The organism is Mesorhizobium sp. RSR380A, assembly GCF_054719385.1.
Genome location: NZ_JBTTIB010000001.1, coordinates 977027 through 999096, shown reverse-complemented (window position 1 = coordinate 999096; position 22070 = coordinate 977027). Strand labels below are relative to the sequence as shown.

The window sequence follows — 22070 nt, the reverse complement described above, 5'->3', positions numbered from 1 at the left end:
ATGCGCATGCCAAGACTGACTGCCCTGCTGACGGCGACCGCCGTCATCACCTCCGCGCTCACGCTGGCCGCCAGTGCCGCCGAAGTGCATGTGCTCAACTGGAAGGGCTACGGCGCCGACGAGCCGTGGGCGATCGAAGCCTTCGAAAAGGCGACCGGCAACAAGGTCGTCAACGACTTCTTCAATTCCGAACAGGAAATGCTGACCAAGATCCGCACCAATCCGGGCCTCTATGACGTGGTCATGATCAACGCCGCCTTCAACGATCAGGCGATGGCGGAAAAGCTGATCCAGCCGATCGATGTCTCGAAGCTGCCGAACTATGCCGACATCAGCAAGGACAAGGCGCAATCACCGATGCTCGACCATGACGGCAAGGTCTATGGCGTGCCGTGGGTGTGGGGCCTGACGGCGCTGGCAATCAACGAAAAGTCCTTCGACAAGCCGCCGACCTCGATCGCCGAAATGTGGGACCCAGCGCATAAGGGCCGGGTCGTCATTCGCGACGACGCTGTCGAAGCGGTGCAGTTCGGCGCCATCGCCACCGGTCAGAATATCAACGACATCAAGGATATGGAAGCGGTCAAGGCGAAGCTGACCTCGCTGATGCCGCAGATCAAGACGTTCTGGAGTTCGGAGAACGACTGGAACCAGATGGTCGCCTCCAACCAGATCGACATCGGCACCTATTGGAGCGGCTCGGCCGACCGTGCCAAGACGCATTTCAAGCTGCCGGTCTCGCTGGTCGTTCCGCAGGAAGGCGCCGTCGCCTGGCTCGACGCCTTCTCGATCCCGGTGGGCTCGAAGAATGTCGAGGGTGCGCAGGCCTTCATCAACTGGATGATCGATCCGAAATTCTATGTCGAATGGGTCACCAAGGTCGGCGCGCCGGTGTCGGCCAACACCAAGGCGGTGGAAGCGCTGCCTGAAGACTCCTTCAACCGCAAGGTGATGGGCGATCCCGAGGTGGCCAAGCGCATCCAGTTCCAGGCGCCGATCACCGACTCGCAGCGCGAGGCCTATCTGGCGCTGTGGCAGCAGCTCAAGGTCGACGTGAAGTAACGCTCACGTCCGGACCAGCCGGCGGTTGCGCCGGCTGGCCCTTCAATCCTGGGGAGGAGGGTATCATGGCAGTACAGGGTGCGGTCGCGTCGCGCAGCGGGCTGAGATCGGCCCTGCCGCTGCTGGCGCCGGCCTATCTCTGGCTGACGGTGGCGATCTTCCTGCCGCTCTCGGCCATGGTATTCTTCTCCTTCATGACCGACCTGCCGCTGTCGGGAAAGCCGTGGGCGTTCACCCTTGGCAATTACGCCGCCTTCTTCTCGCACAGCCTGTACCTGACGCTGCTGCTCGCTTCGCTGCGGCTCGGCCTCGAAGTGACTTTGTGGTGCGTCGTCATCGGCTACCCCGCCGCCTATGTGCTGGCCAAGGTGCTGAAGGGGCGCAGCCGCGAGGCGATCTTCCTGCTGGTCATCCTGCCGTTCTGGTCGAACGGGCTGGTGCGCATCTTCTCCTGGGCGATGGTGCTGCGCGAGGGCGGCATCCTCGACACGGCGCTCAACGCCGTGCTGCCGTTCAAGATCAACATCGACCTGATGTATTCCTACCCCGCAGTCATCATCGGCCTGGTGCACTCCTACGTGCCCTATATGGTGCTGACCTGTTATCTCACTTTGCAGGCCATCGACGACTCGCTGATCGAGGCCGGACGTTCGCTCGGCGCCTCGCGGCTGCAGGTGCTGAAGCGGGTGATCATCCCGCTGTCGATGCCTGGCCTGGTGGCAGGTGCGGCACTGATCTTCGTGCCGGTCGTCGGCTCGTTCATGGAGCCGCGCATTCTCGGCGGCCGCACCGGCACGTTCTACGGGACGGTGATCGAGGACCAGTTCGTCGCCGTCTTCAACTGGCCGCTGGGGGCGGCGCTTTCCTTCATCCTGCTGGCGGTGGTGCTGGTGATCCTGGCGGTTGCCTCGCCGGTGCTGCGGAGGGCTGCTTGATGATGACGACCCGCATCCTCGAAGGACTAGGCCGCTTCTACATCGGACTGCTGCTCGCCTTCCTCTATCTGCCGATCATCATCATGGCGCTGATGTCGTTCAACGTCTCGCCCTTCTACCAATTGCCGTTCGAATGGACGACGGAATGGTATGCCTCGCTCTGGCAGAACGACCAGCTGATCGCGGCCACCTGGAACAGCCTCGAGATCGCGGTCATCACCACGCTCATCTCAGTGGTGCTTGGCTCGGCCGCTTCGCTAGCGCTGTTCCGCTATGATTTCCGCGGCAAGAAAGTGCTGCAGGCGCTGCTGTTTCCGCCAATCGCCATTCCGTGGCTGATCACCGGCACGGCGATGCTGATCTTCTTCTTCGGCGTCGGCATTGGTCGCGGCCTGTTCGCCATCCTGCTCGGCCATGTGGCGCTGGCGCTGCCCTATGTCATCGTCGTCGTCTCGGCCCGGCTGCAGACTTTTGCACCGGAGCTGGAAGAGGCGGCGCGCTCGCTCGGCGCCAACCAGTGGCAAGTGACGAGGCGTGTGACGCTGCCGTGGATCATGCCCGGCGTCATTGCCGGCGGCTTGTTCGCATTTGCCGTGTCGTTCGACCAGTTCGTCGTCTCCTACTTCCTGGCGACCCCGGGGCAGACGACGCTGCCGGTCGAAATCTACGCCGCGATCCGCAAGGGGTTCACGCCCGAGATCAACGCGGTCTCGACCATCATCATCGTCGTGTCGATGGCGCTGATGCTGCTCACGGCGCGCTTCTTCAAATTCGGCGGAGAGAAATAATGGCCGGCGTGCAGGTATCGAACGTCTCGCGCAGTTTTGGCGCGCACAAGGCGCTGGACGACGTCTCCATCGATTTCGCCGATGGCGGCTTTTATGCGTTGCTCGGCCCATCGGGCAGCGGCAAGACCACGCTGCTTCGCCAGATCGCCGGCTTCGACTTTCCCGATACTGGCCGCATTGCCATTGGCGGCGAGAGTGTGGAACGCGTGCCGGTCGAAAAGCGGCGCATCGGCATGGTGTTCCAGAACTATGCGCTGTTTCCCAATATGAGCGTTGCCGACAATGTCGCCTTCGGCCTGTCGGTGCGCGGCGAAACGAAAGCGACGATCGCCACCGAAGTACAGCGCGCGCTCGATCTCGTCCAACTCGGGAAGCTCGGCGAGCGCCGGCCGCACCAGCTCTCCGGCGGCCAACGCCAGCGTGTGGCGCTGGCGCGCGCCATTGTCACCAAGCCGCGCGTGCTGCTGCTCGACGAGCCGCTCGGCGCGCTCGACAAGGCGCTGCGCGTCGACATGCAGATCGAGCTGAAGCGCATCCAGCGCGAGATCGGCATCACCACCATCTTCGTCACCCACGACCAGGAAGAGGCGCTGACGATGAGCGACCGCATCGGAATCTTGCGGGACGGCAGGCTCGTGCAGGAAGGGCCGCCGGAGGAGATCTACGACCGGCCGAAGAGCGAGTTCGCCGCCACCTTCCTCGGTGACGCCAACATTTTTCGCGGCGATGCGACCGGCAACGGCATCCGCCTGCCGGACGGCACGGCGATTGCCGCCGGGGTGGGTGATCGGCTTGCCGCCGGTACGAAGGCCAGCTGCGCGGTGCGTCCCGAACGCATTCGCATCGCCACCGATGCCGGGGCATCGAGCGGCAATGCCAACACGCTGAAGGGGCAAGTCTCCAAGCGCATCTTCGCCGGCAACAACAGCACCTATTTCGTCGAGCGCGCCGGCCAGATGCTGAAGGTGATCGTCCAGAACACCGGCAATGACCGGCTGGCGGAAGGCCAGGATGTAATGCTCAGCTGGTCGCCGGAAAGCACCGTGCTGATTGCCGCAAACTAGTTCGCACCGTCACCCCGGCATGGTTCTGATGGGAATTGATGGAGCGGACCTTGGCTGATGGGCCGGCCATGGCGTTATATCCTGTCGTCCAAGGGAGGAACGGATGGCAGGCCAGGGATTCGAGCCGGATGTGAGGGTTCGCACCAGCGAATACCGGATCGGTTGCATCGGCGCCGGCATGATCATGGCCGAATGCCATCTTGCCGCCTATGCGCAGGCCGGTTTCCCAGTCGTCGCCATCGCTTCGCGCACCAAGGCCAGCGCCGAGAAGGTAGCTGCACGCTGGAGCATTCCGACCGTCCACGACACGCCGGAACAGCTGATCGAGGATTCTGAGGTCGAGATCGTCGACCTTGCCTTTCCACCCGACCAGCAGCCGGCGCTGATCCGCCATGCGCTGAAGCAGCCTCACATCAAGGCGATCCTGGTGCAGAAGCCACTGGCGCTGTCGGTCGATGAAGCCGTGAAGCTGCGCGACGAGGCAGCCAAGTCAGGCAAGATCCTCTCGGTCAACCAGAACATGCGCTACGACCAGTCGATGCGCGTCCTGAAGCAGATCATCGACAGCGGCGCACTGGGCGACATCGTCTTTGCGCAGATCGACATGCATGCGATCCCGCACTGGCAGACTTTCCTTCAGGACTACGACCGGCTGACGCTGGCCAATATGAGCGTGCATCATCTCGACGTGCTGCGCTTCCTGTTCGGCGATCCCTCGGAAATCACCACGCTGACACGCAAGGACCCGCGCACGACATTCGAGCATAGCGACGGCATCACCGTCTCGACGCTGCGCTTTCCCTCCGGCGTGCTCGCCGTGTCGCTGGAGGATGTCTGGTCCGGACCGCGCCAGGAGGGCTATCTGGACGACCAGCACATCAACTGGCGCGTCGACGGCACCAAGGGTGTCGCCAAAGGCACGATCGGCTGGCCGAAAGGTGTGGCCTCGACGCTGACCTATGCGTCGACCGAGACGACCGGCGGCGAATGGGTCAGCCCGAGCTGGGACACGATGTGGTTCCCGCATGCCTTCATCGGCGTGATGGAGCAATTGCAGCATGCGGTGAAGACAGGCGCGCCGCCGGCGCTCTCCGTCGGCGACAACGTCAAGACAATGGCACTGGTCGAGGCCGGCTATCGCTCGATGGCGCAAGGCCGCACCGTCAAACTGTCCGAGATATCGATCGACTGAACATGCCCGCCGAATAGTGTGGCGGCTGAATCGCTTACCGGGAGGAGTTCACATCATGATGCAGGCAGGTATATTCACCGGCTATTTCCCCTATGAGCTCGCCGAGGCCGCCCGCCGCATCCGTGCACTCGGCTTCAACACGGTGCAGCTCGACATGCATTTCAGGGATGTCGATCTCACGGCCGGGCAGATCACCGGGGACAAGGCGAGGACAGTGCGCGACACGTTTCGCGACCACAATCTGCCGGTCTGCTGCATCTCGGGCTACACCAACATCATTCATCCCGACAAATCCGAGCGCGACAAGCGCGTCGGCTATCTCAAGGAAATCATCCGCAATGCGCGCGCCTTCGGCTCGCCCTACGTGATCTCGGAGACAGGCACATACAACACCGAATCCGACTGGGTGCATCACCCCAGGAACAAGACCGAGGAAGGCTTCGAGGAATGCCGCAAGGTGATCTCGGACCTTGCCCAGACGGCTTACGACCACGGCGCGGTGTTCCTGCTCGAAACCTATGTCAACAATGTCGTCGGCTCGGTCGAGGAGACGGTCAAAATGTTCGCGCAGGTCGACCATCCAGGCCTCGGCCTGCTGATGGATCCGACCAATTATTTCGAGGCGCACAATATCGACCGCATGGACCAGGTGCTGAACCAGGTGTTCGACACGCTGGCCGACAAGATCCGGATCGCGCATGCCAAGGATGTGAAACGCTCCGGCAGCGACAAGACGGAAAAGCATGCCGATATCGGCGATGCGGATGCGCATGAGGGGCTGACCTTCCGCGGCGTCGGCGAGATCGAATTACCGGCGCCCGGTCTCGGCTCGCTCAACTACGACCTCTATCTGAAGCGGCTCAGCGAGAAGCACCCGAACATTCCCGTCATCATCGAGCATCTGACCGAGGACGACGTGCCGCGGGCGAAAACATTTCTCGACGGGAAGTTCCGCGCCAACGGGCTTTGAGGTAGGCGAGACGGTGATGGCGACGGCGGCCAAGACAAAGCGCGATTACGGCCTGGTCGGCGAAAGCACCCGCCGGGCGATCGAGACCGGGCTGGCCTCGGCCGAGTGGTATCACACCGACGTGCCGCGCAAGGCAATGAAGGAAATGATGCAGCGCTCCGACGGGCCGGCGATCCGCGATACGGTGATCTGGATCGCAGCCATCCTGGGCTCGGCCGCCGGCATCGTGTGGTTCTGGGGCACGTGGTGGGTGGTGCCGTTCCTGCTCGTCTATGGCGTGCTCTATGGATCGTCGAGCGACTCGCGCTGGCACGAATGTGGCCATGGCACCGCCTTCCGCACACGCTGGATGAACGATGCGATCTACGAAATCGCCAGCTTCATGGTGGTGCGCAATCCGGTGCAATGGCGCTGGAGCCATGCGCGGCATCACACCGACACGATCATCGTCGGCCGTGACGCCGAGATCGCGGTTATGCGGCCGCCAAATCTGGTCAAGGCGGCGCTTGCCTTCACCGGCATTCTCGATTTCCGCTATTCGCTGCCGATCCTGGCGCGCCAGGCGTTGGGCAAGCTGTCGGACGACGAAAAGAGCTACATTCCTGAGACAGAGCAGGCGAAGACGATCACTGCCGCGCGCCGGCATGTCGCCGTGTACGCTGCGGCGATCGCTCTCGCGATCGCGCTGGGGTCATGGCTGCCGCTGGTGCTGATCGGCCTGCCGCGCCTCTATGGCAGCTGGCACATGGTGCTGACAGGGTTGCTGCAGCATATCGGCCTAGCCGACAATGTCGTCGATCACCGGCTGAATACGCGCACCGTCTACATGAACCCGGTCAGCCGCTTCATCTACTGGAACATGAATTACCACGTCGAGCATCACATGTTTCCGATGGTGCCCTACCATGCGCTGCCGAGGCTGCACGAGCTGATCAAGCACGACCTGCCGGCGGCGAACCCGTCCATGTGGCATGCCTATCGCGAAGTCTGGCCGGTGCTGCTGAAGCAGCTGCGGTACGAGGATTATTTCCTCAAGCGCGAATTGCCGCCGACGGCGCGGCCCTATCGCGGTGAATTTCACGAGCTCGATATGTCGGCGGCGGCCGAGTAGCGAATAAACCACCCGCCTTCTATCCGGCCTGTTACGGGGCCGGTAAGGTGACCGGGAAAATCAACCAGCAAACAGGGACATCCCGATGAGCCGAAAGAGACCGACCGTCGCCGATCTGCGCGCCATGAAGGGCAAGCGCCAGCTGACCATGCTGCGCGTCCTGACCATGGACGAGGCCGAGGCTGCCGAGCGGGCAGGGGTCGATATCGTCTCGGTGCCGCCCGAGCTGGTGCTCAACCCTGAGTATCGCGATGCGGCGCCCAGCCTGTTCACCATGCCGGGCGAGAACTTCTATGAAATAGGCACGGCGGACGATTTCCTGCGCTGGGCGTTCCGGCTCTACAAGGCGGGAGCCGACGCCGTTTATTGCAGCGCCGGTTTCGCCACCGTGAAGCGGCTCGCCGACGACGCGATCCCCGTGATCGGCCATGTCGGCCTCATTCCGTCCCGCGCCACCTGGACCGGCGGCTTCAAGGCCGTCGGCAAGTCCGCCGACACCGCCATGCAGATTTTTGAGGCGGTCAAGCAGTATGAGGCCGTTGGAGCGCTTGGCGCCGAGATCGAAGTGGTGCCGATCGAGGTGGCGAAGGCGATCTCGGAACGGACCTCGCTGATCATGCTGTCGATGGGTGCGGGCACCGGCTGCGACGCGCAGTATCTGTTCGCCGACGATATTCTTGGCCAGAACCGGGGCCACATGCCGCGCCATTCCAAGGTCTACCGCAACTTCGCCGCCGAGTACGATCGCCTGCAGGCCGAACGCGTCGCGGCGTTTTCCGAGTACGTTGCCGACGTCGATAGCGGCGCCTATCCGGAAGACAGGCATGTCGTGCGCATGGATCCGGCCGAGCTCAGCCTGTTCATGAAACGGGTGGACGCAAAGGGCTGACTACTCGGCCTCCTTGCCGATCATCGCTGCACCTTGCCATGTTCCGTCGGCGAGCATGGCATGGAGCACCTCGGCATCCGTTCCCAGCGGCCGGTCCTCTCTCAGCATCGCTACATGCGCGCGCACCGCGGTATGGACCGCTGCTGTGCCGGGCGCCAGCTTGAGACCGTCGCGCAGGTCCACGGCTTGCGCGGCGGCCATCAGTTCGAAGGCGATCAGCCGGCGCCACAGCGCGATCATCCCGGCGCATTTCGACACGGCAAGCGGCGTCTGCGTGGCGTGATCCTCTACGCCTTCGGACACGGCCAGGAAATCCAGCATCACCGGATTGGCCTTGTGGCGGATGCTGGCCAGGATTGCCGTTGCCGTCTTTTGCAGCGGCACGAAACCGGCCGAGGCGCCGCCAACCGGCGACAGATATCTGGGCAGACCGTTGCGGCCGGAGCCGGCGAGCTGGATGAAGCGGGCAACGCTTGCCGCGGCACATTGCGCGATCGCCAGGCCGAGCGTCTCGAAGGCAAGCGCCAGCGATGCGGTGTGGAAATTGCCGGTCGACAGAACCAGCCCGTCATCGCCCAGCACCAGTGGATTGTCGGCGGCGGCATTGAGTTCGATCTCCAACGCCAGCCGCGCCTGGTCGATCGCCTGGATCAATGCACCATGGATCGACGGCATGCAGCGGATCGACAGCGGGTCCTGCAGGGTGGTCGGCGCCGGCTCTTCGTCGCGGGCAAGCAGGTAGCGCAAGCCCTTGGCCGCGAGTTGCTGGCAGGCTGCCGGCCGCGCCAGATGCAGGCGCGGATCGAGGATGGTGCGGTTGGCGCCAAACCCTTCCATGGTCAGCGCGCCGGCCTGCTGCTGTTGCGCAAAGGCCGACAGCGCGTCGGCCAGTACCAACGCGCCAGTGCCGGCTGATACCGCCGAGGCGTTGATCAGCGACAGGCCGTCTTTCGGCGCCAGGCTGATCGGAGCCAACCGCGCCATCATCAACGCCTTGGCCGCCGGCATGCGCCGACCCTGATAGTCAGCTTCGCCGTCGCCGGTCAGCAGACGGGCGAGCGCCGCCATCAGCACGAGATCGCCGGCGCCGATCGAGCCCAACTGCGGCATTACCGGATGCACGCCTGCATTGAGCGCATCGACAAGGGCGGTGAAAGCCGCCGGCGAAATGCCGGAGCCGCCGACTGCCAGCATCGCTGCGCGCGCAAGCATGGTCGCCCGCACCGCCTCTTGGGGCAACGGTTCGCCGACAGCGCCGCTTCGCCCTTCCAGCAACTGGCGCTGGAAGGCGCTGGCATCGCCCTCGACCGATGTGCCGAGATTGGCGCCGAGCCCGGTGTTGAGCCCATAGATTTGCTGACCGGACGCGGCGACCTGATCGAGCACTTTTCGCGCTTTGTCGAGCCTCTCGATGACTGTCGGTTCAACCTCGACCTTGCGGCCGCCGCGGGCGACCTGCGCAACGTCCTCGACGCTGACGCCGGCGCCGGTGAGGACGAGCGCGCTCATGCGAAGCGCAGCCTCTGGCCGATGCCTTTATCAGCAGCCTTGGCCAGCATCGCCTTGCCCAGCGCAATGTCGGACAGCGACAGGCCGCGATGCCAGAACAGGATCGTCTCGTCGTCGCTCTGGCGTCCCGGCTTGAGACCGGCAGCGATCTGGCCGAGCTCGGCGTGCAGCGTCGCTTCGCTCAGCCGCCCGGTCTCGACATGGGCGCGCAGCGAGCCGAACTTGCCGCCTTTGCACTGGCCCCAGTCGTCGACGACCATTTTCTGCATGATGTCGGTCAATGACAGCTCCACCGCGCTCATCGTACCATAGGGCACGACCAGCGCACCGGGCTTGATCCATTCGGTCTTGAGCAGCGGCTGCGGCTCCGGCAGCCGCGAGGCCTCGACGACGATGTCGGCGCCCTTGATGCAGCTTTCCCAGTCGGCAACCGCGGTAACTTTCTTGCCGAGATCGGCCGAGAGTTTGGCGGCGAAGCCGTCGCGGCTTTCCGGGCGGCGCGAATGGACGCGGATCTCGTCGAAGTCGAAGAGATGGTCGAGCAGGCGCACATTCCAATAGGCGGTGCCGCGCGCGCCGATATGGGCCAGCACCTTGGAGTTCTTGCGCGCCAGATGTTTGGCGCCAATGGCGGTGACGGCGCCGGTGCGCATGTCGGTGATGACGGTGGCGTCGAGAATGGCGCGCGGCGTGCCGGTGCGCGGATCGAACAGGTTCAAAATGCCAAATTCTGAAGGGAGCCCGTGCAGATAGTTGTCGACATAGTCGCCGACGATTTTCACGCCCGCCGTATCGAGCGGCGCAACGTAGCCGCGCAGAACGTTGAAATGGCCATGGAAGGAAGGGGCGGGTTCAAGATGGACGCGCGGCTCGATCACCGTCTGGCCATTGCCTTGCGCGATAAGCCCGGCTTCGACAGCGGCAATGATTTCGCCGTCGGTCATCTCCAGGGCTTCGATATCGAGGCCATTGAGGTAGTCGATATAGATAGGCTTCATGCAATGTCCTTGGCCGCCCGCCCATCCATAACAGGCTGCGAGCCGACACGGAAGTTTGTTGGATAAGCTCTGGACGGGGCCAGCCATATGCTGTTCAACGCGGTTCGCCATGACTGCCGTTCCCGACACCGAGGCCTCCGCCGTAACCGCCAGCAATGCGCGGCGCGTGGCGTTGATCGTTGCCATCGCCTTTTTCATGCAGCTGCTGGATTCGACGATCATCTCGACCTCGCTGCCGCAGATGGGACAATCCTTCGGCGTGCCGGCGGTGGCGATGAGCATCGGCATCACCGCCTATATGCTGACCATGGCAGTGTTCGTGCCGCTGTCGGGCTGGCTTGCCGACCGCTTCGGCGCGCGCAACATCTTCCTGCTGGCGATCGTACTGTTCACGCTGGCCTCGCTGGCCTGCGGCTTCTCGCAAAGTCTGCCTCAGTTCGTTGCCGCTCGCGTCGTGCAAGGCCTTGGCAGCGCGCTGATGACGCCGGTCGGGCGAATTCTGGTGCTGCGCAATGCGTCGAAATCGGAGCTGCTCAACGCCACGGCGCTGATCACCTGGCCGGCGTTGTTTGCGCCCGTGGTCGGGCCGGTGCTTGGCGGCTTCATCACAACCTATCTCTCCTGGCACTGGAATTTCTTCATCAACGTCCCGCTTGGGCTCGTCGGGCTGGCGCTGGTCGCGCGCTTCATTCCGGGCGACCGCGCGGCCGATCCCAAGCCGCTGGATTGGCCGGGGTTTTTCCTCACGTCGCTGGGGCTCGCGCTGCTGCTCTACGGCCTTGAGCGCATCGCACATCCGGAAGACGGCGCCTTGCCCGCCGTGCTGCTGGTTGCCGCCGGCATCGTCATCGGCTGGCTGGCGGTGCGGCATCTCCGGCGCGCGCCGCATCCGCTGCTCGATCTCAGCGCGTTCAGGGTGCAGACCTTCGCCATCTCTACGCTTGCCGCCGGTACCATTTTTCGCGTGGCGATCAACGCCACGCCGTTCCTTTTGCCGCTGCTGTTTCAGGTCGGCTTTGGCCTTTCGCCGGTCGATGCCGGCTTGATGATCCTGGCCTATTTCCTCGGCAATCTCGGCATGAAGACGGTGACGACGCCGACGCTGCGGCGCTTTGGTTTTCGCACGGTCATGGTCGTCAACGGCCTGATCGCCTCGGCCTCGATCATGGCCTGCGCGGCGATCTCGCCGGAGACGCCGCAGGCGCTGGTGGTAGCGCTGATGCTGATCGCCGGCCTGACGCGCTCGATGCAGTTCACAGCGCTGAATACTCTGGCCTTCGCCGATATCGATGCGGCGCAGCGCAGCTCGGCGGCAACTTTGTCGTCCATGCTGCAGCAGATGTCGATGCTGTTCGGCGTAGCGGTGGCGGCTGCCATTCTGAACCTGTCGCAGATCGTCAGGCACCGGCCGGCGCTCGACCTCGTCGATTTTCGCATCGCCTTCCTGGTCATCGGCGCCATCGGGCTGGCGGCGGCGTTGCGGTTCCTCGTGCTGCCGCCCGGTGCAGGCGCCGAAGTTTCAGGCCACACGTCCAGGACCTGAATTCGCAATTTTCGCCGCTCAGGCGGCAATTAATTCCGCCTTGTGCTTTCGCCTCAGAACGGCACCTTCGCGCATACGCGCAATGGTGCAACCAAATGCCAAAAGCGCAGCCTTTTCCTAGGATTGCGCCAGTTCTAGCAATCGGTGCGTCCACTGGAAGATTATCACTGCCAACGGGTGTTCCGAGCGCGGATTCATTTGACGAAGCGGCGCCGAGCCGATTAGCTTTCTTCGGAAGGGGTGGCAGAGCTGCCATCGGGGCGAATGCAGACATGAACACGATTGGCTGGCCAAATGTCAGGAGCCTGAATCAGGAAGGCATTGTCTTTGCCATCGCCGTGGTGCTGTTCGTCGCCGCTGCCATTGGGCTGCCTGGTTTCATCGCTGCCAACAATCTCGTTGCCATCGTCCGCTCGGTGTCGGTGCTGGGCATTTTGGCGCTCGGCATGGCGGTCGTCATAATCGGCAGGGGCATCGACCTGTCGGCGGTGGCGATCATGGCGATGTCGGTCGCCTGGTATCTGCAATTGCTCAACGCCGGAACGCCTGATGGGCTCGCCTTCGCCTATGTGCTGGCAGGCGTGCTCGCCATCGGCCTGCTCAACGGTTTTCTCGTCGCCTATGCCGACGTGCCGGCGATCTTCGTGACGCTGGCGACCGGCTCCTTCGTCTTCGGCTATGTCCGCTCGCAACTGATCACGCAGGATGCGGTGCCGGTGCCTCAGGGCCATTGGGTGGAGTTGCTCGGCGGCCTGCGTTTCCTCGACATTCCGATCGAAGTGTTCGTCTTCGCCGGGCTCGCCTTCCTGTTCTTCCTGTTCCTGCGCTACACCAAATGGGGCCGCTACATCTATTTCGCCGGCGACAATCCGGTCGCCGCGCGCAACATCGGCATTCCGGTGCGGCCAATGCTGGTGCTGCGTTATGTGGTTTCGGCCTTCGTCGCGCTGATCGCCGGCCTGCTGACGGCGTCGAGCCTGCACTCGATCAACACCCGCGTCGTCAACTCGACGCTGCTCTATGACATCGTGCTGGTGGCGGTGATCGGCGGCATCGGCCTGTCCGGCGGGCGGGGCGGAGTGCGCAATGTGCTGGTGGGCGCTGCACTTATCGGCATCCTGTCGAACGCGATGACCATCATCGACATTCCGCTGCTCTATCAAAACCTGATCAAGGCGGCGATCCTGCTCGGAGCCATCATCGTCGACGGCATCATCAATCCGCGCGACGAACAGACCGCGCAGCAGGGCGACATCTAAGGGGTACCCGACGGGTCATGCGGACCGGCCGGCAATAAGTGAAAAACAGAGGATGTGACATGAAACTGATCAGAACACTGATGGCGGCCGCCACGGCGCTGGCCGCTACCGCCTTCGTCGCGCCGACCTTCGCCGCCGACGATCCGGGCCCGGCCGCATACGCGCAGGCGCTCAAGGGCAAGCGCGTCATGCTGGTGCCGCTGGCGATGGGCTTCGACCTTGCGCAGGGCTGGTCGCACTATCTGAAGACGGAAGTCGAGGCCTGGGGCGGCACCTTCGAAACACGCGATCCGAACTGGGTCGTCGATGCCGGCGCACAGGCGATCACCGACGCGATCTCGTCCGACACAAGGCCGGACGTGCTGATCATCCATGCGCCGGATCTCAACTCCTATTCCAAGCTGATGAAGAAGGCGCAGGCTGCCGGAACCTACGTCATACTGGTCGACAATCCCGCCAACTTCCCGGCCGACGCCTTTGTCGGCAGTGACTGGGACCGGCTCGGCCAACTCGAGGCCGAAGCGGCGATCAAGGGCTGCGGCGAGAATTCGTCGAAGAAGATCGGCCTTGTGCAGGGTGATCAGGCCAACTCGTCCAGTCTCTACCAGTATGCCGGCATCATGAAGGTGCTGGAGAAGCACCCCGACTTCAAAGTCGTGGCCAAGCCCGACTCCAACTGGGATCCGACGACGTCGCGCAACGTGACGACGACAATGCTGCAGCAGAACCCCGACATCTGCTCGATCATCGACTTCTGGGATGGCGACGCCACCGGCGCATCCGCCGCCATCCGCGACGCCAAGCTCGACGGCAAGGTCTTTTTGGTCACCACCGGCGGCGGCGAGAAGGCGGCCGATTGCGACAAATTGCAGGACGGAACTTACGGCGCCGTGGTGATGACCGATCTGGCTCGCCAGTCCGGCGACATGAACGCTATCATCAAGTTCCTGCTGCAGAGCGGCCAGCCGGCCGGCACGTCGCACACCTACATCTACACACTGGAGAAGGCTACGACCAAGGCCGACCTCAAGCCCGACAGCTGCTGGGACCTGAAGGCGCTGCAGGCCGAAGCGGCGGCGAAGTAAGCCGCGCTTTTTCGACTGAAATAAACGAGGTGGCTGGACAATCCGGTCACCTCGTTCCCTCATGGAATAGCAGCCGCCGATGTCCTTTCGCGAACGCCTCCAGTCCTGGCGCTACAATCTCGTGCCCGACCATCTGGTCGGCGAAATCCTGACAAAACGCTGGACCGACAACGCCATTCCGTTCCTGGCGCTGGTGGCGACGCTCAGCGTGTTCGGCTCGATCATTCCCGGCTTCTTCAAGCTGACCTCGCTACAGGAATCGACCCGCCAGCTCGGCGAGTTCTCGATGGTGGTCACCGGCATGACGGTGGTGATGCTGGGCGGCGGCATCGATCTGTCCGTCGGTTCGATCTTCGCGCTGTCCTGCTTCTCCGCCGTCTATGTCTTCTTCATTCTCGAACAGTCTATCTGGCTGGCGGTGGCGGCATCGCTCGCCACCGGCCTCATCTTCGGCGCCGTCAACGGCTACCTCGTCGGCTATCTCAGGCTGCGCGCCTTTCTGACTACGCTGGTCACCTTCATTTTTGGCCGGGCGCTGTTCGATATTCTCGTCACCACCTATGCCGCAGACGTGCAGCTTTCCCAGGCGACATCCGATGTGCTCGACTTCATCGGCGACAGCACCTTCTGGGGGCTTTCGGTCTCGGTGTGGCTGGCGATCATTCTTGCCATCGTCACCCATATCGCGCTGACGCGCTCACGGCCGGGCTGGCATGTGCTGGCGGTCGGCGGATCCAGGCGCTCGGCGCACAATGCCGGCATTCGCGTGCGCCGCACCGTGTTCATGACCTATGTCTTTTCCGGCTTCTGCGCCTCGATCGGCGGCTTCCTGATCGCTTGCCGCCTGAGTGGGGCAGGGCCGGGCACCGGCCTCAACCTTGAGATCATGGCGCTGACGGCGGCGGTGGTCGGCGGCGTCAGCCTGGGTGGTGGCCGCGGCTCGGTCATCAAGGGGCTGATGGGCGCCATCATCGTGCTGACCATGACCAACGGGCTGATCCGGCTGGGCTATGGCACCGGCACCAACCAGATGGTGCTGGGCATCATGCTGGCGGTGGCGGTGACGATCGACATTCGCTGGCTGAAGAACCGCCATAAGGTGCTCAACGAAGTCTATGTCGCGCCGGTCTATCTCAAGATGGGCGAGACACAGTCTGCGGTGCCGGGCTCAGGCACGCCCTACGCGCTCGACAACCGGCTGTCGGCGGCCGACCATATCGGGCTCGGCGAGTTGGAAGGGCCGGAAGACGTCATCCTCGACCGCGACGATCACCTCTATTGCGGCACGCGCCATGGCGAGATCGTCCGCTTCTTCGCGCCGGACTATGTGAAATCGGAGGTGTTTGCCCATATCGGCGGCTTTCCGCTGGGCCTGGCCTTCGACAAATCGGGCAATCTGATCAGCTGCGTCGGCGCCATGGGGCTCTATTCCGTCTCGCCGGATCGGGAAGTGAAGCGCCTGTCGGCCGAGACGTCGCGCTCCTGGACCTCGATCGTCGACGATGCGCGGCTGCGCGACCCCAATGATTGCGACATCGCGCCGGACGGGCGCATCTATTTCACTGACTCCACCAAGCGCTATGACGCCCACGATTGGGCACTGGACTCGATCGAGAACCGCGCCACCGGCCGGCTGCTGGTCTATGACCCGAAGGACGGTTCGACGAAGACACTGCTCGACGGCTACCGCTACACCAACGGTGTGTGCATGGCGCATGACGGCAAGTCGCTGTTCTTCGCTGAGAGCTGGGCCTGCCGCGTGCATCGCTACTGGCTGGAAGGGCCGAAGGCGGGCGCCGCCGAATGCGTCATCCGCGACATGCCGGGCTATCCCGACAACATCAACCGCGCCTCCGACGGCAATTACTGGATGGCATGGCTCGGCATGCGCACGCCGAGCTTCGACCTGTCGCTGCGCCATCCCGATATGCGCAAGCGCATGACGCGCCGGCTGCCGCAGGACGAGTGGCTGTTCCCCAACATCAACACCGGCGGCGTGGTGAAATTCAACGACAAGGGCGGCATTATCGAGGCGATGGGCGACCTCACCGGCGGCGCGCATCCGATGGTCACCTCGATGCGCGAGCACAAGGGTTTCCTGTTCGTCGGCGGCATCCTCAACAACCGCATCGGCCGCTACAAGATTGCGGGCGCGGACCCGACCTGGACCAGTTCCGCTTCTTATTGGGGAGCGAAGCCATGATCCTCGATCCTGTGCTCGACCTGTTTCGTGGCAAGGCGGTGACCATCCCACCGCTCGACGGTGCCTTCCGTCCCAACACGCGGCTGGACGAGGCGCCAGTGTTCGCCGATTTGACGGAGCCCGACAATCTTCTGGTTGCCGATGGCCGGCTGCTCGTTTCCAGCGGCAATGCGGTATATTCGCTTGCCGCAGGGGTGGAGCCGAAGGTTGTCGGGACCTTTCTTTCCCCCATCACGGCGCTGGCTCTATCACTGTCGGGCGAACTGACGGTGGGGTTGGAAAGCGGCAAGCTGCTGGTTGCCGGCAAGGAGGTTTCGCTGCCGTCTGGCGTCAGCTGCATCACCGCGCTTGCCTATGCCGAGGACGACACGTTGTGGCTGGCCAATGGCTCGGCTGAGCATGCGCCGTCGCTATGGGCCGCCGACCTGATGAAGAAGGGCGCGTCCGGATCGCTTTGGAGGCGGGACGCAGCCGGCGGCGGGTTCCGCAAAGTGGCCGGCGAGATCGCCTTTCCCTATGGGCTGCATCCCATTGGGCGGGATGTGCTGGTCAGCGAAAGCTGGCGTCACCAGCTCGTTCGCTTCGATGGTGCGACCGGTAGCCGCTCGACCGTGCTGACGCATCTGCCCGGCTATCCCGCGCGCCTCGCGCCGGCCGGCGATGGCGGCGCGTGGCTGGCTCTGTTCGCGCCACGCAACCGGCTGATCGAATTCGTTCTCCAGGAAACCCACTATCGGCGCGACATGCTAGACCAGGTGGCGCCGGCCTACTGGATCGCGCCGGCTTTGGCCTCCAATCGCAGCTTCCTCGAACCGCTGCAATGCGGCGGCATCCGCACCATGGGCATCCACAAGCCCTGGTCGCCGAGCCGCTCCTATGGGCTGGTGGTCAGGCTCGATCAGAACATGCAGCCGCAATTCAGCCTGCACAGCCGCGCCGACGGCAGGCGCCATGGCATCTGCAGCGTGGCGGAAACGGACGGCCGCCTGTTCATCGCCTCCAGGGGCGGCGATTGCGTGCTGGCCATCGACGCAGGAGGTCTCTGATGGAACCGATCGTGCGCCTGGAAAACGTCACCAAAAACTATCGCGGCGTGCCCGCGGTCAGACAGGTCAGCTTCGAACTGCGCAAGGGCGAAATCCACGCGCTGCTCGGCGAGAATGGCGCCGGAAAATCGACACTGACCAAGATCATTGCCGGCGTCGTCGACGCCACTTCCGGCAAGATGTTCCACAAAGGCCGCGAGATCGCCTACGCCTCGCCGCATGCGGCGCTCGAGGCCGGCATCGCCATGGTGTTCCAGGAGACCAGCCTGGTGCCGTCGATGACAGTGGCGCAAAACCTCTATCTCGGCACCGAAAAGTTTCTCAACCGGCTGCGCGGCACCTACATTTCGGCGCAACAGTTTTTGCAATCGCTGAACTTCCCGGTCGACCCGAACGCCATGGTGGCGACGCTGGGCGCGGCCAAGCGTCAGATGGTCGAGATCGCGCGCGCCGTTCACCACAATGCCGAGATCATCATCTTCGACGAGCCGACGGCGACGCTGACGCCGGAGGAGAAGCGGCACTTTTTCGCACTGATCCGGCGGCTGAAGGCGAACGGCGTCTCGATCGTCTTCATCAGCCATGCATTGGAAGAGGCGCTAATGATCGCCGACCGCATCACAATCCTGCGCGATGGCGAGTTGGTCATAACCGACGACACATCGGCCTTCGATCGCGACAAGATCGTCGCCGCCATGGTAGGGCGCACTTTGTCGGGACAGATCTACCGCCAGCGCGACGAGGCGAAGCTGCGCAAGGCCGGCAAGAAGGTGCTGTCGGTGCAGGACATTTCGATGAGCAATGTCGTGCGCAACACCTCCTTCTCGATCTTTCAGGGACAGATCACCGGCGTGTTCGGGCTGATCGGCTCGGGCCGCACCGAGACCTTCAAGATCGTGTCGGGCATCTACAAGCGCGATTTCCTGCGCGGCGGCGCCATCGAGCTGGACGACCGGCCGGTACGCTATCTCGTGCCGAGCGAAGCGGTCGCCGACGGCATCGTCTACGTCTCCGAGGACCGCAAAAGCGAGGGCATTTTCGAGACGATGGGCATTGCCGAGAATTTGTTCGGCGGGCTCCTGGCGGCGGGCCGCGAAAAGGCCTGGGTGATCAACCAGCAGGAGATGCGCACGCTTTCCGCAGAATGGACGAAGACGCTGAACATCAAGGCGATAAACGACAACGCCCGCGTGGTCGAGCTTTCCGGTGGCAACCAGCAGAAGGTGGTGATCGGCAAGGGGCTGGTGCAGCAGCCGCGCATCGTCATCTTCGACGAGCCGACGCGCGGCGTCGATGTCGGCGCCATCGCCGAGATCCACCAGATCATCAACCGGCTGGCCGATGAGGGGCTGGCGGTGGTGGTGATCTCGTCCTACCTGCCGGAAATCATGAACCTGTCGGATCGGATTCTGGTGTGCCGACAGGGGCGCATCGTGGAGGAGTTCTCGCCGGCGGAGGCGACGGAGGAGAAGATCATGTATGCGGCAGTGCACTAGGTTGCCGGTCGGTGTTTGACGGTGCGCATACGTCACCAATTGGCGAAGGCCTCAGCGCCTTCGTCATCCTCGGGTCTCCGCGACGGCGCTTCGCGCCTGCTTCGCCCGTGAATGACGAAGCTGAGATGCTTCGGCCAATCGCCATGGTTCTGTCAGCATCAAAAACTGAATCGGAATAGCCGGTTAGCCGCCCTTGCTCGAAACCTGATTCAACCACCTGATCCACCGATTCAACGAAAGGAAACGCCATGGCCGCCACAAAACTCCTCAGCGATGCCGAGGTCGAAAAAATCCCGGTTGCGAAGGCTGTGTTCGACGACATCCGCGCGACGCGCAAGTCGGACTTCGTCAACAATTTCTGGCGCGGGCTGGCCAACGATCCGGCCTTGCTGAAACGGACATGGGACCAGGTGAAAGTGGTGATGGCTACGGAAAGCGCCATCGATCCGCTGACCAAGGAGATGATCTACATCGCTGTGTCGACCGCCAATGGCTGTTCCTATTGCGTCCATTCGCATACGGCAGCTGCCCGCGCCAAAGGCTTGACCGATGCGCAGCATGGCGAGCTGGCGTCGATCATCGGGCTGGCCGGGCAGACCAACCATCTGGTGACTGCGATGCAGATTCCGGTCGATCCTGAGTTTGAAGTGAAGTGAGGGGCGGCTTTCGCTTCTCCCCTGTGGGAGAAGGGAAAGCGTGCGCTATGCCGGTCTGTAAACCTTCTCTGCTGTATTCCAAAAGATATCCGCTTCCGCCACCGGACCGTGCTTCGCCACGGCTGCACGATGCGCCTTGATCAGTTCGGCGTGGCTGGTCCAGAGCTTCTCTATCGGGAAGTTGGAGCCGAACATCAGGTGGTCAGCGCCCAGAATGTCGATCGCATTGTCGACGATGTAGGCAATCAACGCCGGATCGTTGCGGTGGGCGAAGGTGCCGAGGCCCGACAGCTTGGCGTAGAAGTTCGGCGCTGTTGATAGAGTACTCAGGCCGGCTTTCCAGGCCTCGGTGGTTTCCGGCTCCATGCCGGTCAGCATGCCGGCATGGGTGAGGATGAAGTTGATCTGCGGGTTCTCGCCGACCAGCGTCAGCCCGTCCTTCATCTGGGCAGGGAAAAGCTGCAGGTCGAAGGACAGGCCATAGTCTTTAAGCCGCGCGACATTGGCCCGCACCTTGGGGTCGATGACCTGATCGGCCGAGGCAGCGAAGCGGAAGGCCGGCGTCTCGTGCCAATGCAGCTGCATGCGCACGCCGCGCAGCAGCGGGTACTTTTTCAATCGATCGATCTGGGGCCGGACATCGTCGACAGTCATATCGGTATAGCCGACGATAGCGTGCGGCCAGCCGGTCTCGTCGGCAGTCTTCTGCAGGAAGGCGACTTCTTTTTCGAAATCCTCCTTGGCCCAGTTGGTCTGGACATAGACGGCCTTCTCGACACCTGCGCCTTGCTGATCGGCGAGAAATTCCTCGATCGGATAGTCGCGGCGAATCGGCTCGTAGGGGCCAAAAATGCGCGGCACCATCGGGCCGACCAGCCAGGGCTGATCCTGCTGGCGCCAGATGTGGAAATGCGCGTCGATGGCTTTCTGCATCACGATACCCTTTTCCAGATTGCCGACGCCGCCGGGGCAGGGCGGGCGAGCGACAGGATGAAATCGGTGAGGCTCCCGGGCGACGAGCCGTCGATGAGATCGTCGAGATCAGGCAGGATGGCGCGGAGTGCTGCCGTGGCGGGAAGGAAACGCGGGTCACCGGCCAGCGGTGTGGCCAGCGACAGGCGAAAGGCGCGGGCGCTCAGGCGGCGTATCGCGGTCTCGAGATCGGCATGGTCGCCGCGCTCCAGCGCGTCCGACAGGATGATCACAGCAGCGCCGCGGGCGAAGGCTGAGAAACGGGGCACCGAGAGGAAGGCGAGCAGGGTCGGTCCCATGCGCGTGCCGCCGTCCCAGTCGTCGACGAGTGCCGCCGCGCGGGCGAGAGCCTGGTCGCGATCGCGGATACGCAGTGCGGACGTGATGCGGGTGAGCCGCGTGCCGAAGGTGAAGATTTCGGCACGGTCAGCACCTTGTACGGCGGCGTGCGCCAATTTGAGATAATCCGATGTGTGCAGCTTCATCGAGCCGGAGACGTCGATGAGGATCAGCAGTTTGCGCGGCACCGTCTGGCGGCGGCGGAGCTGCGGCGAGGGGATATCGCCATCGGCGCTGACGATTTCCCTGAGCGAGCGGCGCAGGTCGAGCTTGCCGCGCGAATGGGTGCGCACGGTGCGGAAGGAGCGGCGGGCGGGCAGGGCAGCCGACAGCTTGCGGCGAAAGGCGGTCAGCCTGTCATCGTCGCGCTGAAAATCGCGCGTGCTCAGTTGCTCCAGGCCCGACGACAGCTCGCCGCCTTTCTCCTGGCGCGTCGTCTGTTTCTCCTCCTGGCGCGTGCCGTGATCGTCTTTGATGCGGGTTTCCTCGTCTTCCTCGCCTTCGATCGAGGGTTGGCCATCGCCATGGAAGTGATTGCGAAAATGCGCCTCGAATTCGCCGCGGCGATCGGGCGGGGGGGCAAGCGTTGCGAGCGCCGCCTCGCGGATGTCGGCCATGGAGCGCGGGCCGAGCAGGGTTATGGCCTGCATGAAGCTGCAGACCTGCTCGGGGGCGACGGCAAAGGCGTGGCGGCGCAGCAGCCGGGCGAAGTCGAGGAAGGGCGCGGAGGCGAGAGGAAGGGTTCCCTGACGCATCATTCCTTCGCGCCCCCCTCTGTCCTGCCGGATATCTCCCCCACAAGGGGGGAGATCAGCAGCTTTGGCGCTTCGGTTCTTTCTGCGCCGCTGGAGATTGGCGAAAGCCAGGATGACGGCTGATCTCCCCCCTTGTGGGGGAGATATCCGGCAGGACAGAGGGGGGCGCTGTCCCGCCAGCGTTGCAGAGTGCCCAGG

The 22070-nt window shown here is 63.5% G+C and carries 19 protein-coding genes; 15 read left to right on the top strand and 4 right to left on the bottom strand.

Annotated features, from left to right (window positions below; genetic code table 11):
• From ACYG9Z_RS04845 to ACYG9Z_RS04810, 8 genes are all read left to right on the top strand, one after another.
• Positions 1-1062: an ABC transporter substrate-binding protein gene (locus ACYG9Z_RS04845; RefSeq protein ID WP_023749929.1), complete on the top strand. Its 1062-nt coding sequence runs from the start codon at positions 1-3 to the stop codon at positions 1060-1062.
• 65 nt (positions 1063-1127) lie between these two features.
• Positions 1128-1997, top strand: coding sequence for an ABC transporter permease (locus tag ACYG9Z_RS04840; RefSeq protein WP_023752093.1), 870 nt, complete (start codon positions 1128-1130; stop codon positions 1995-1997).
• On the top strand, positions 1997-2785 hold the full coding sequence (locus tag ACYG9Z_RS04835) for an ABC transporter permease (RefSeq protein WP_023696229.1): 789 nt from the start codon (positions 1997-1999) through the stop codon (positions 2783-2785). The genes ACYG9Z_RS04840 and ACYG9Z_RS04835 overlap by 1 nt, the downstream gene beginning before the upstream one ends.
• Positions 2785-3849, top strand: a complete 1065-nt coding sequence (locus tag ACYG9Z_RS04830) for an ABC transporter ATP-binding protein (protein WP_023736020.1) — start codon at positions 2785-2787, stop codon at positions 3847-3849. Before ACYG9Z_RS04835 ends, ACYG9Z_RS04830 begins: the two co-directional genes overlap by 1 nt.
• 103 nt (positions 3850-3952) lie before the next feature.
• Positions 3953-5041, top strand: a complete 1089-nt coding sequence (locus ACYG9Z_RS04825) for a Gfo/Idh/MocA family protein (RefSeq protein ID WP_460222879.1) — start codon at positions 3953-3955, stop codon at positions 5039-5041.
• Between the two features lie 55 nt (positions 5042-5096).
• On the top strand, positions 5097-6011 hold the full coding sequence (locus ACYG9Z_RS04820; protein WP_352763116.1) for a sugar phosphate isomerase/epimerase family protein: 915 nt from the start codon (positions 5097-5099) through the stop codon (positions 6009-6011).
• A gap of 16 nt (positions 6012-6027) precedes the next feature.
• On the top strand, positions 6028-7122 hold the full coding sequence (locus ACYG9Z_RS04815) for a fatty acid desaturase family protein (RefSeq protein ID WP_460222878.1): 1095 nt from the start codon (positions 6028-6030) through the stop codon (positions 7120-7122).
• Between the two features lie 85 nt (positions 7123-7207).
• Positions 7208-8011: a 3-methyl-2-oxobutanoate hydroxymethyltransferase gene (locus ACYG9Z_RS04810; protein ID WP_023752944.1), complete on the top strand. Its 804-nt coding sequence runs from the start codon at positions 7208-7210 to the stop codon at positions 8009-8011.
• Here the strand turns inward: ACYG9Z_RS04810 and ACYG9Z_RS04805 are convergent, their stop codons facing one another.
• Entirely contained in the window at positions 8012-9520 is a 1509-nt protein-coding gene (locus ACYG9Z_RS04805) for an HAL/PAL/TAL family ammonia-lyase (RefSeq protein WP_023752945.1), read from the bottom strand. It abuts the gene before it with no gap.
• Positions 9517-10518, bottom strand: a complete 1002-nt coding sequence (locus ACYG9Z_RS04800; protein WP_023687938.1) for an ornithine cyclodeaminase family protein — start codon at positions 10516-10518, stop codon at positions 9517-9519. Before ACYG9Z_RS04800 ends, ACYG9Z_RS04805 begins: the two co-directional genes overlap by 4 nt.
• 109 nt (positions 10519-10627) lie before the next feature.
• Here ACYG9Z_RS04800 and ACYG9Z_RS04795 point away from each other — a divergent pair, with 109 nt between their 5' ends.
• The 7 genes from ACYG9Z_RS04795 (at position 10628) to ACYG9Z_RS04765 (ending at position 19806) form a co-directional block, all read left to right on the top strand.
• On the top strand, positions 10628-12061 hold the full coding sequence (locus tag ACYG9Z_RS04795) for a DHA2 family efflux MFS transporter permease subunit (protein ID WP_023725434.1): 1434 nt from the start codon (positions 10628-10630) through the stop codon (positions 12059-12061).
• Between the two features lie 272 nt (positions 12062-12333).
• On the top strand, positions 12334-13320 hold the full coding sequence (locus tag ACYG9Z_RS04790) for an ABC transporter permease (protein WP_023668176.1): 987 nt from the start codon (positions 12334-12336) through the stop codon (positions 13318-13320).
• A 59-nt stretch (positions 13321-13379) separates the two neighbouring features.
• Entirely contained in the window at positions 13380-14405 is a 1026-nt protein-coding gene (locus ACYG9Z_RS04785; protein WP_023668177.1) for a sugar ABC transporter substrate-binding protein, read from the top strand.
• 79 nt (positions 14406-14484) lie between these two features.
• Positions 14485-16608, top strand: a complete 2124-nt coding sequence (locus ACYG9Z_RS04780) for an ABC transporter permease (RefSeq protein WP_023752946.1) — start codon at positions 14485-14487, stop codon at positions 16606-16608.
• The gene (locus ACYG9Z_RS04775) at positions 16605-17654 is read left to right on the top strand and encodes an SMP-30/gluconolactonase/LRE family protein (protein ID WP_023752947.1); all 1050 of its coding nucleotides are present in this window, start codon (positions 16605-16607) and stop codon (positions 17652-17654) included. The genes ACYG9Z_RS04780 and ACYG9Z_RS04775 overlap by 4 nt, the downstream gene beginning before the upstream one ends.
• Positions 17654-19150, top strand: a complete 1497-nt coding sequence (locus ACYG9Z_RS04770) for a sugar ABC transporter ATP-binding protein (RefSeq protein WP_023736014.1) — start codon at positions 17654-17656, stop codon at positions 19148-19150. The genes ACYG9Z_RS04775 and ACYG9Z_RS04770 overlap by 1 nt, the downstream gene beginning before the upstream one ends.
• Positions 19151-19398: 248 nt before the next feature.
• Positions 19399-19806: a carboxymuconolactone decarboxylase family protein gene (locus ACYG9Z_RS04765; RefSeq protein WP_023736013.1), complete on the top strand. Its 408-nt coding sequence runs from the start codon at positions 19399-19401 to the stop codon at positions 19804-19806.
• Between the two features lie 45 nt (positions 19807-19851).
• On the opposite strand, the gene ACYG9Z_RS04760 is transcribed toward ACYG9Z_RS04765, so the two are convergent.
• On the bottom strand, positions 19852-20739 hold the full coding sequence (locus tag ACYG9Z_RS04760; RefSeq protein WP_023687944.1) for an amidohydrolase family protein: 888 nt from the start codon (positions 20737-20739) through the stop codon (positions 19852-19854).
• Complete coding sequence (locus ACYG9Z_RS04755) at positions 20739-21875, bottom strand: vWA domain-containing protein (RefSeq protein WP_023752948.1); 1137 nt, start codon at positions 21873-21875, stop codon at positions 20739-20741. Before ACYG9Z_RS04755 ends, ACYG9Z_RS04760 begins: the two co-directional genes overlap by 1 nt.
• Between the last annotated feature and the right edge of the window lie 195 nt (positions 21876-22070).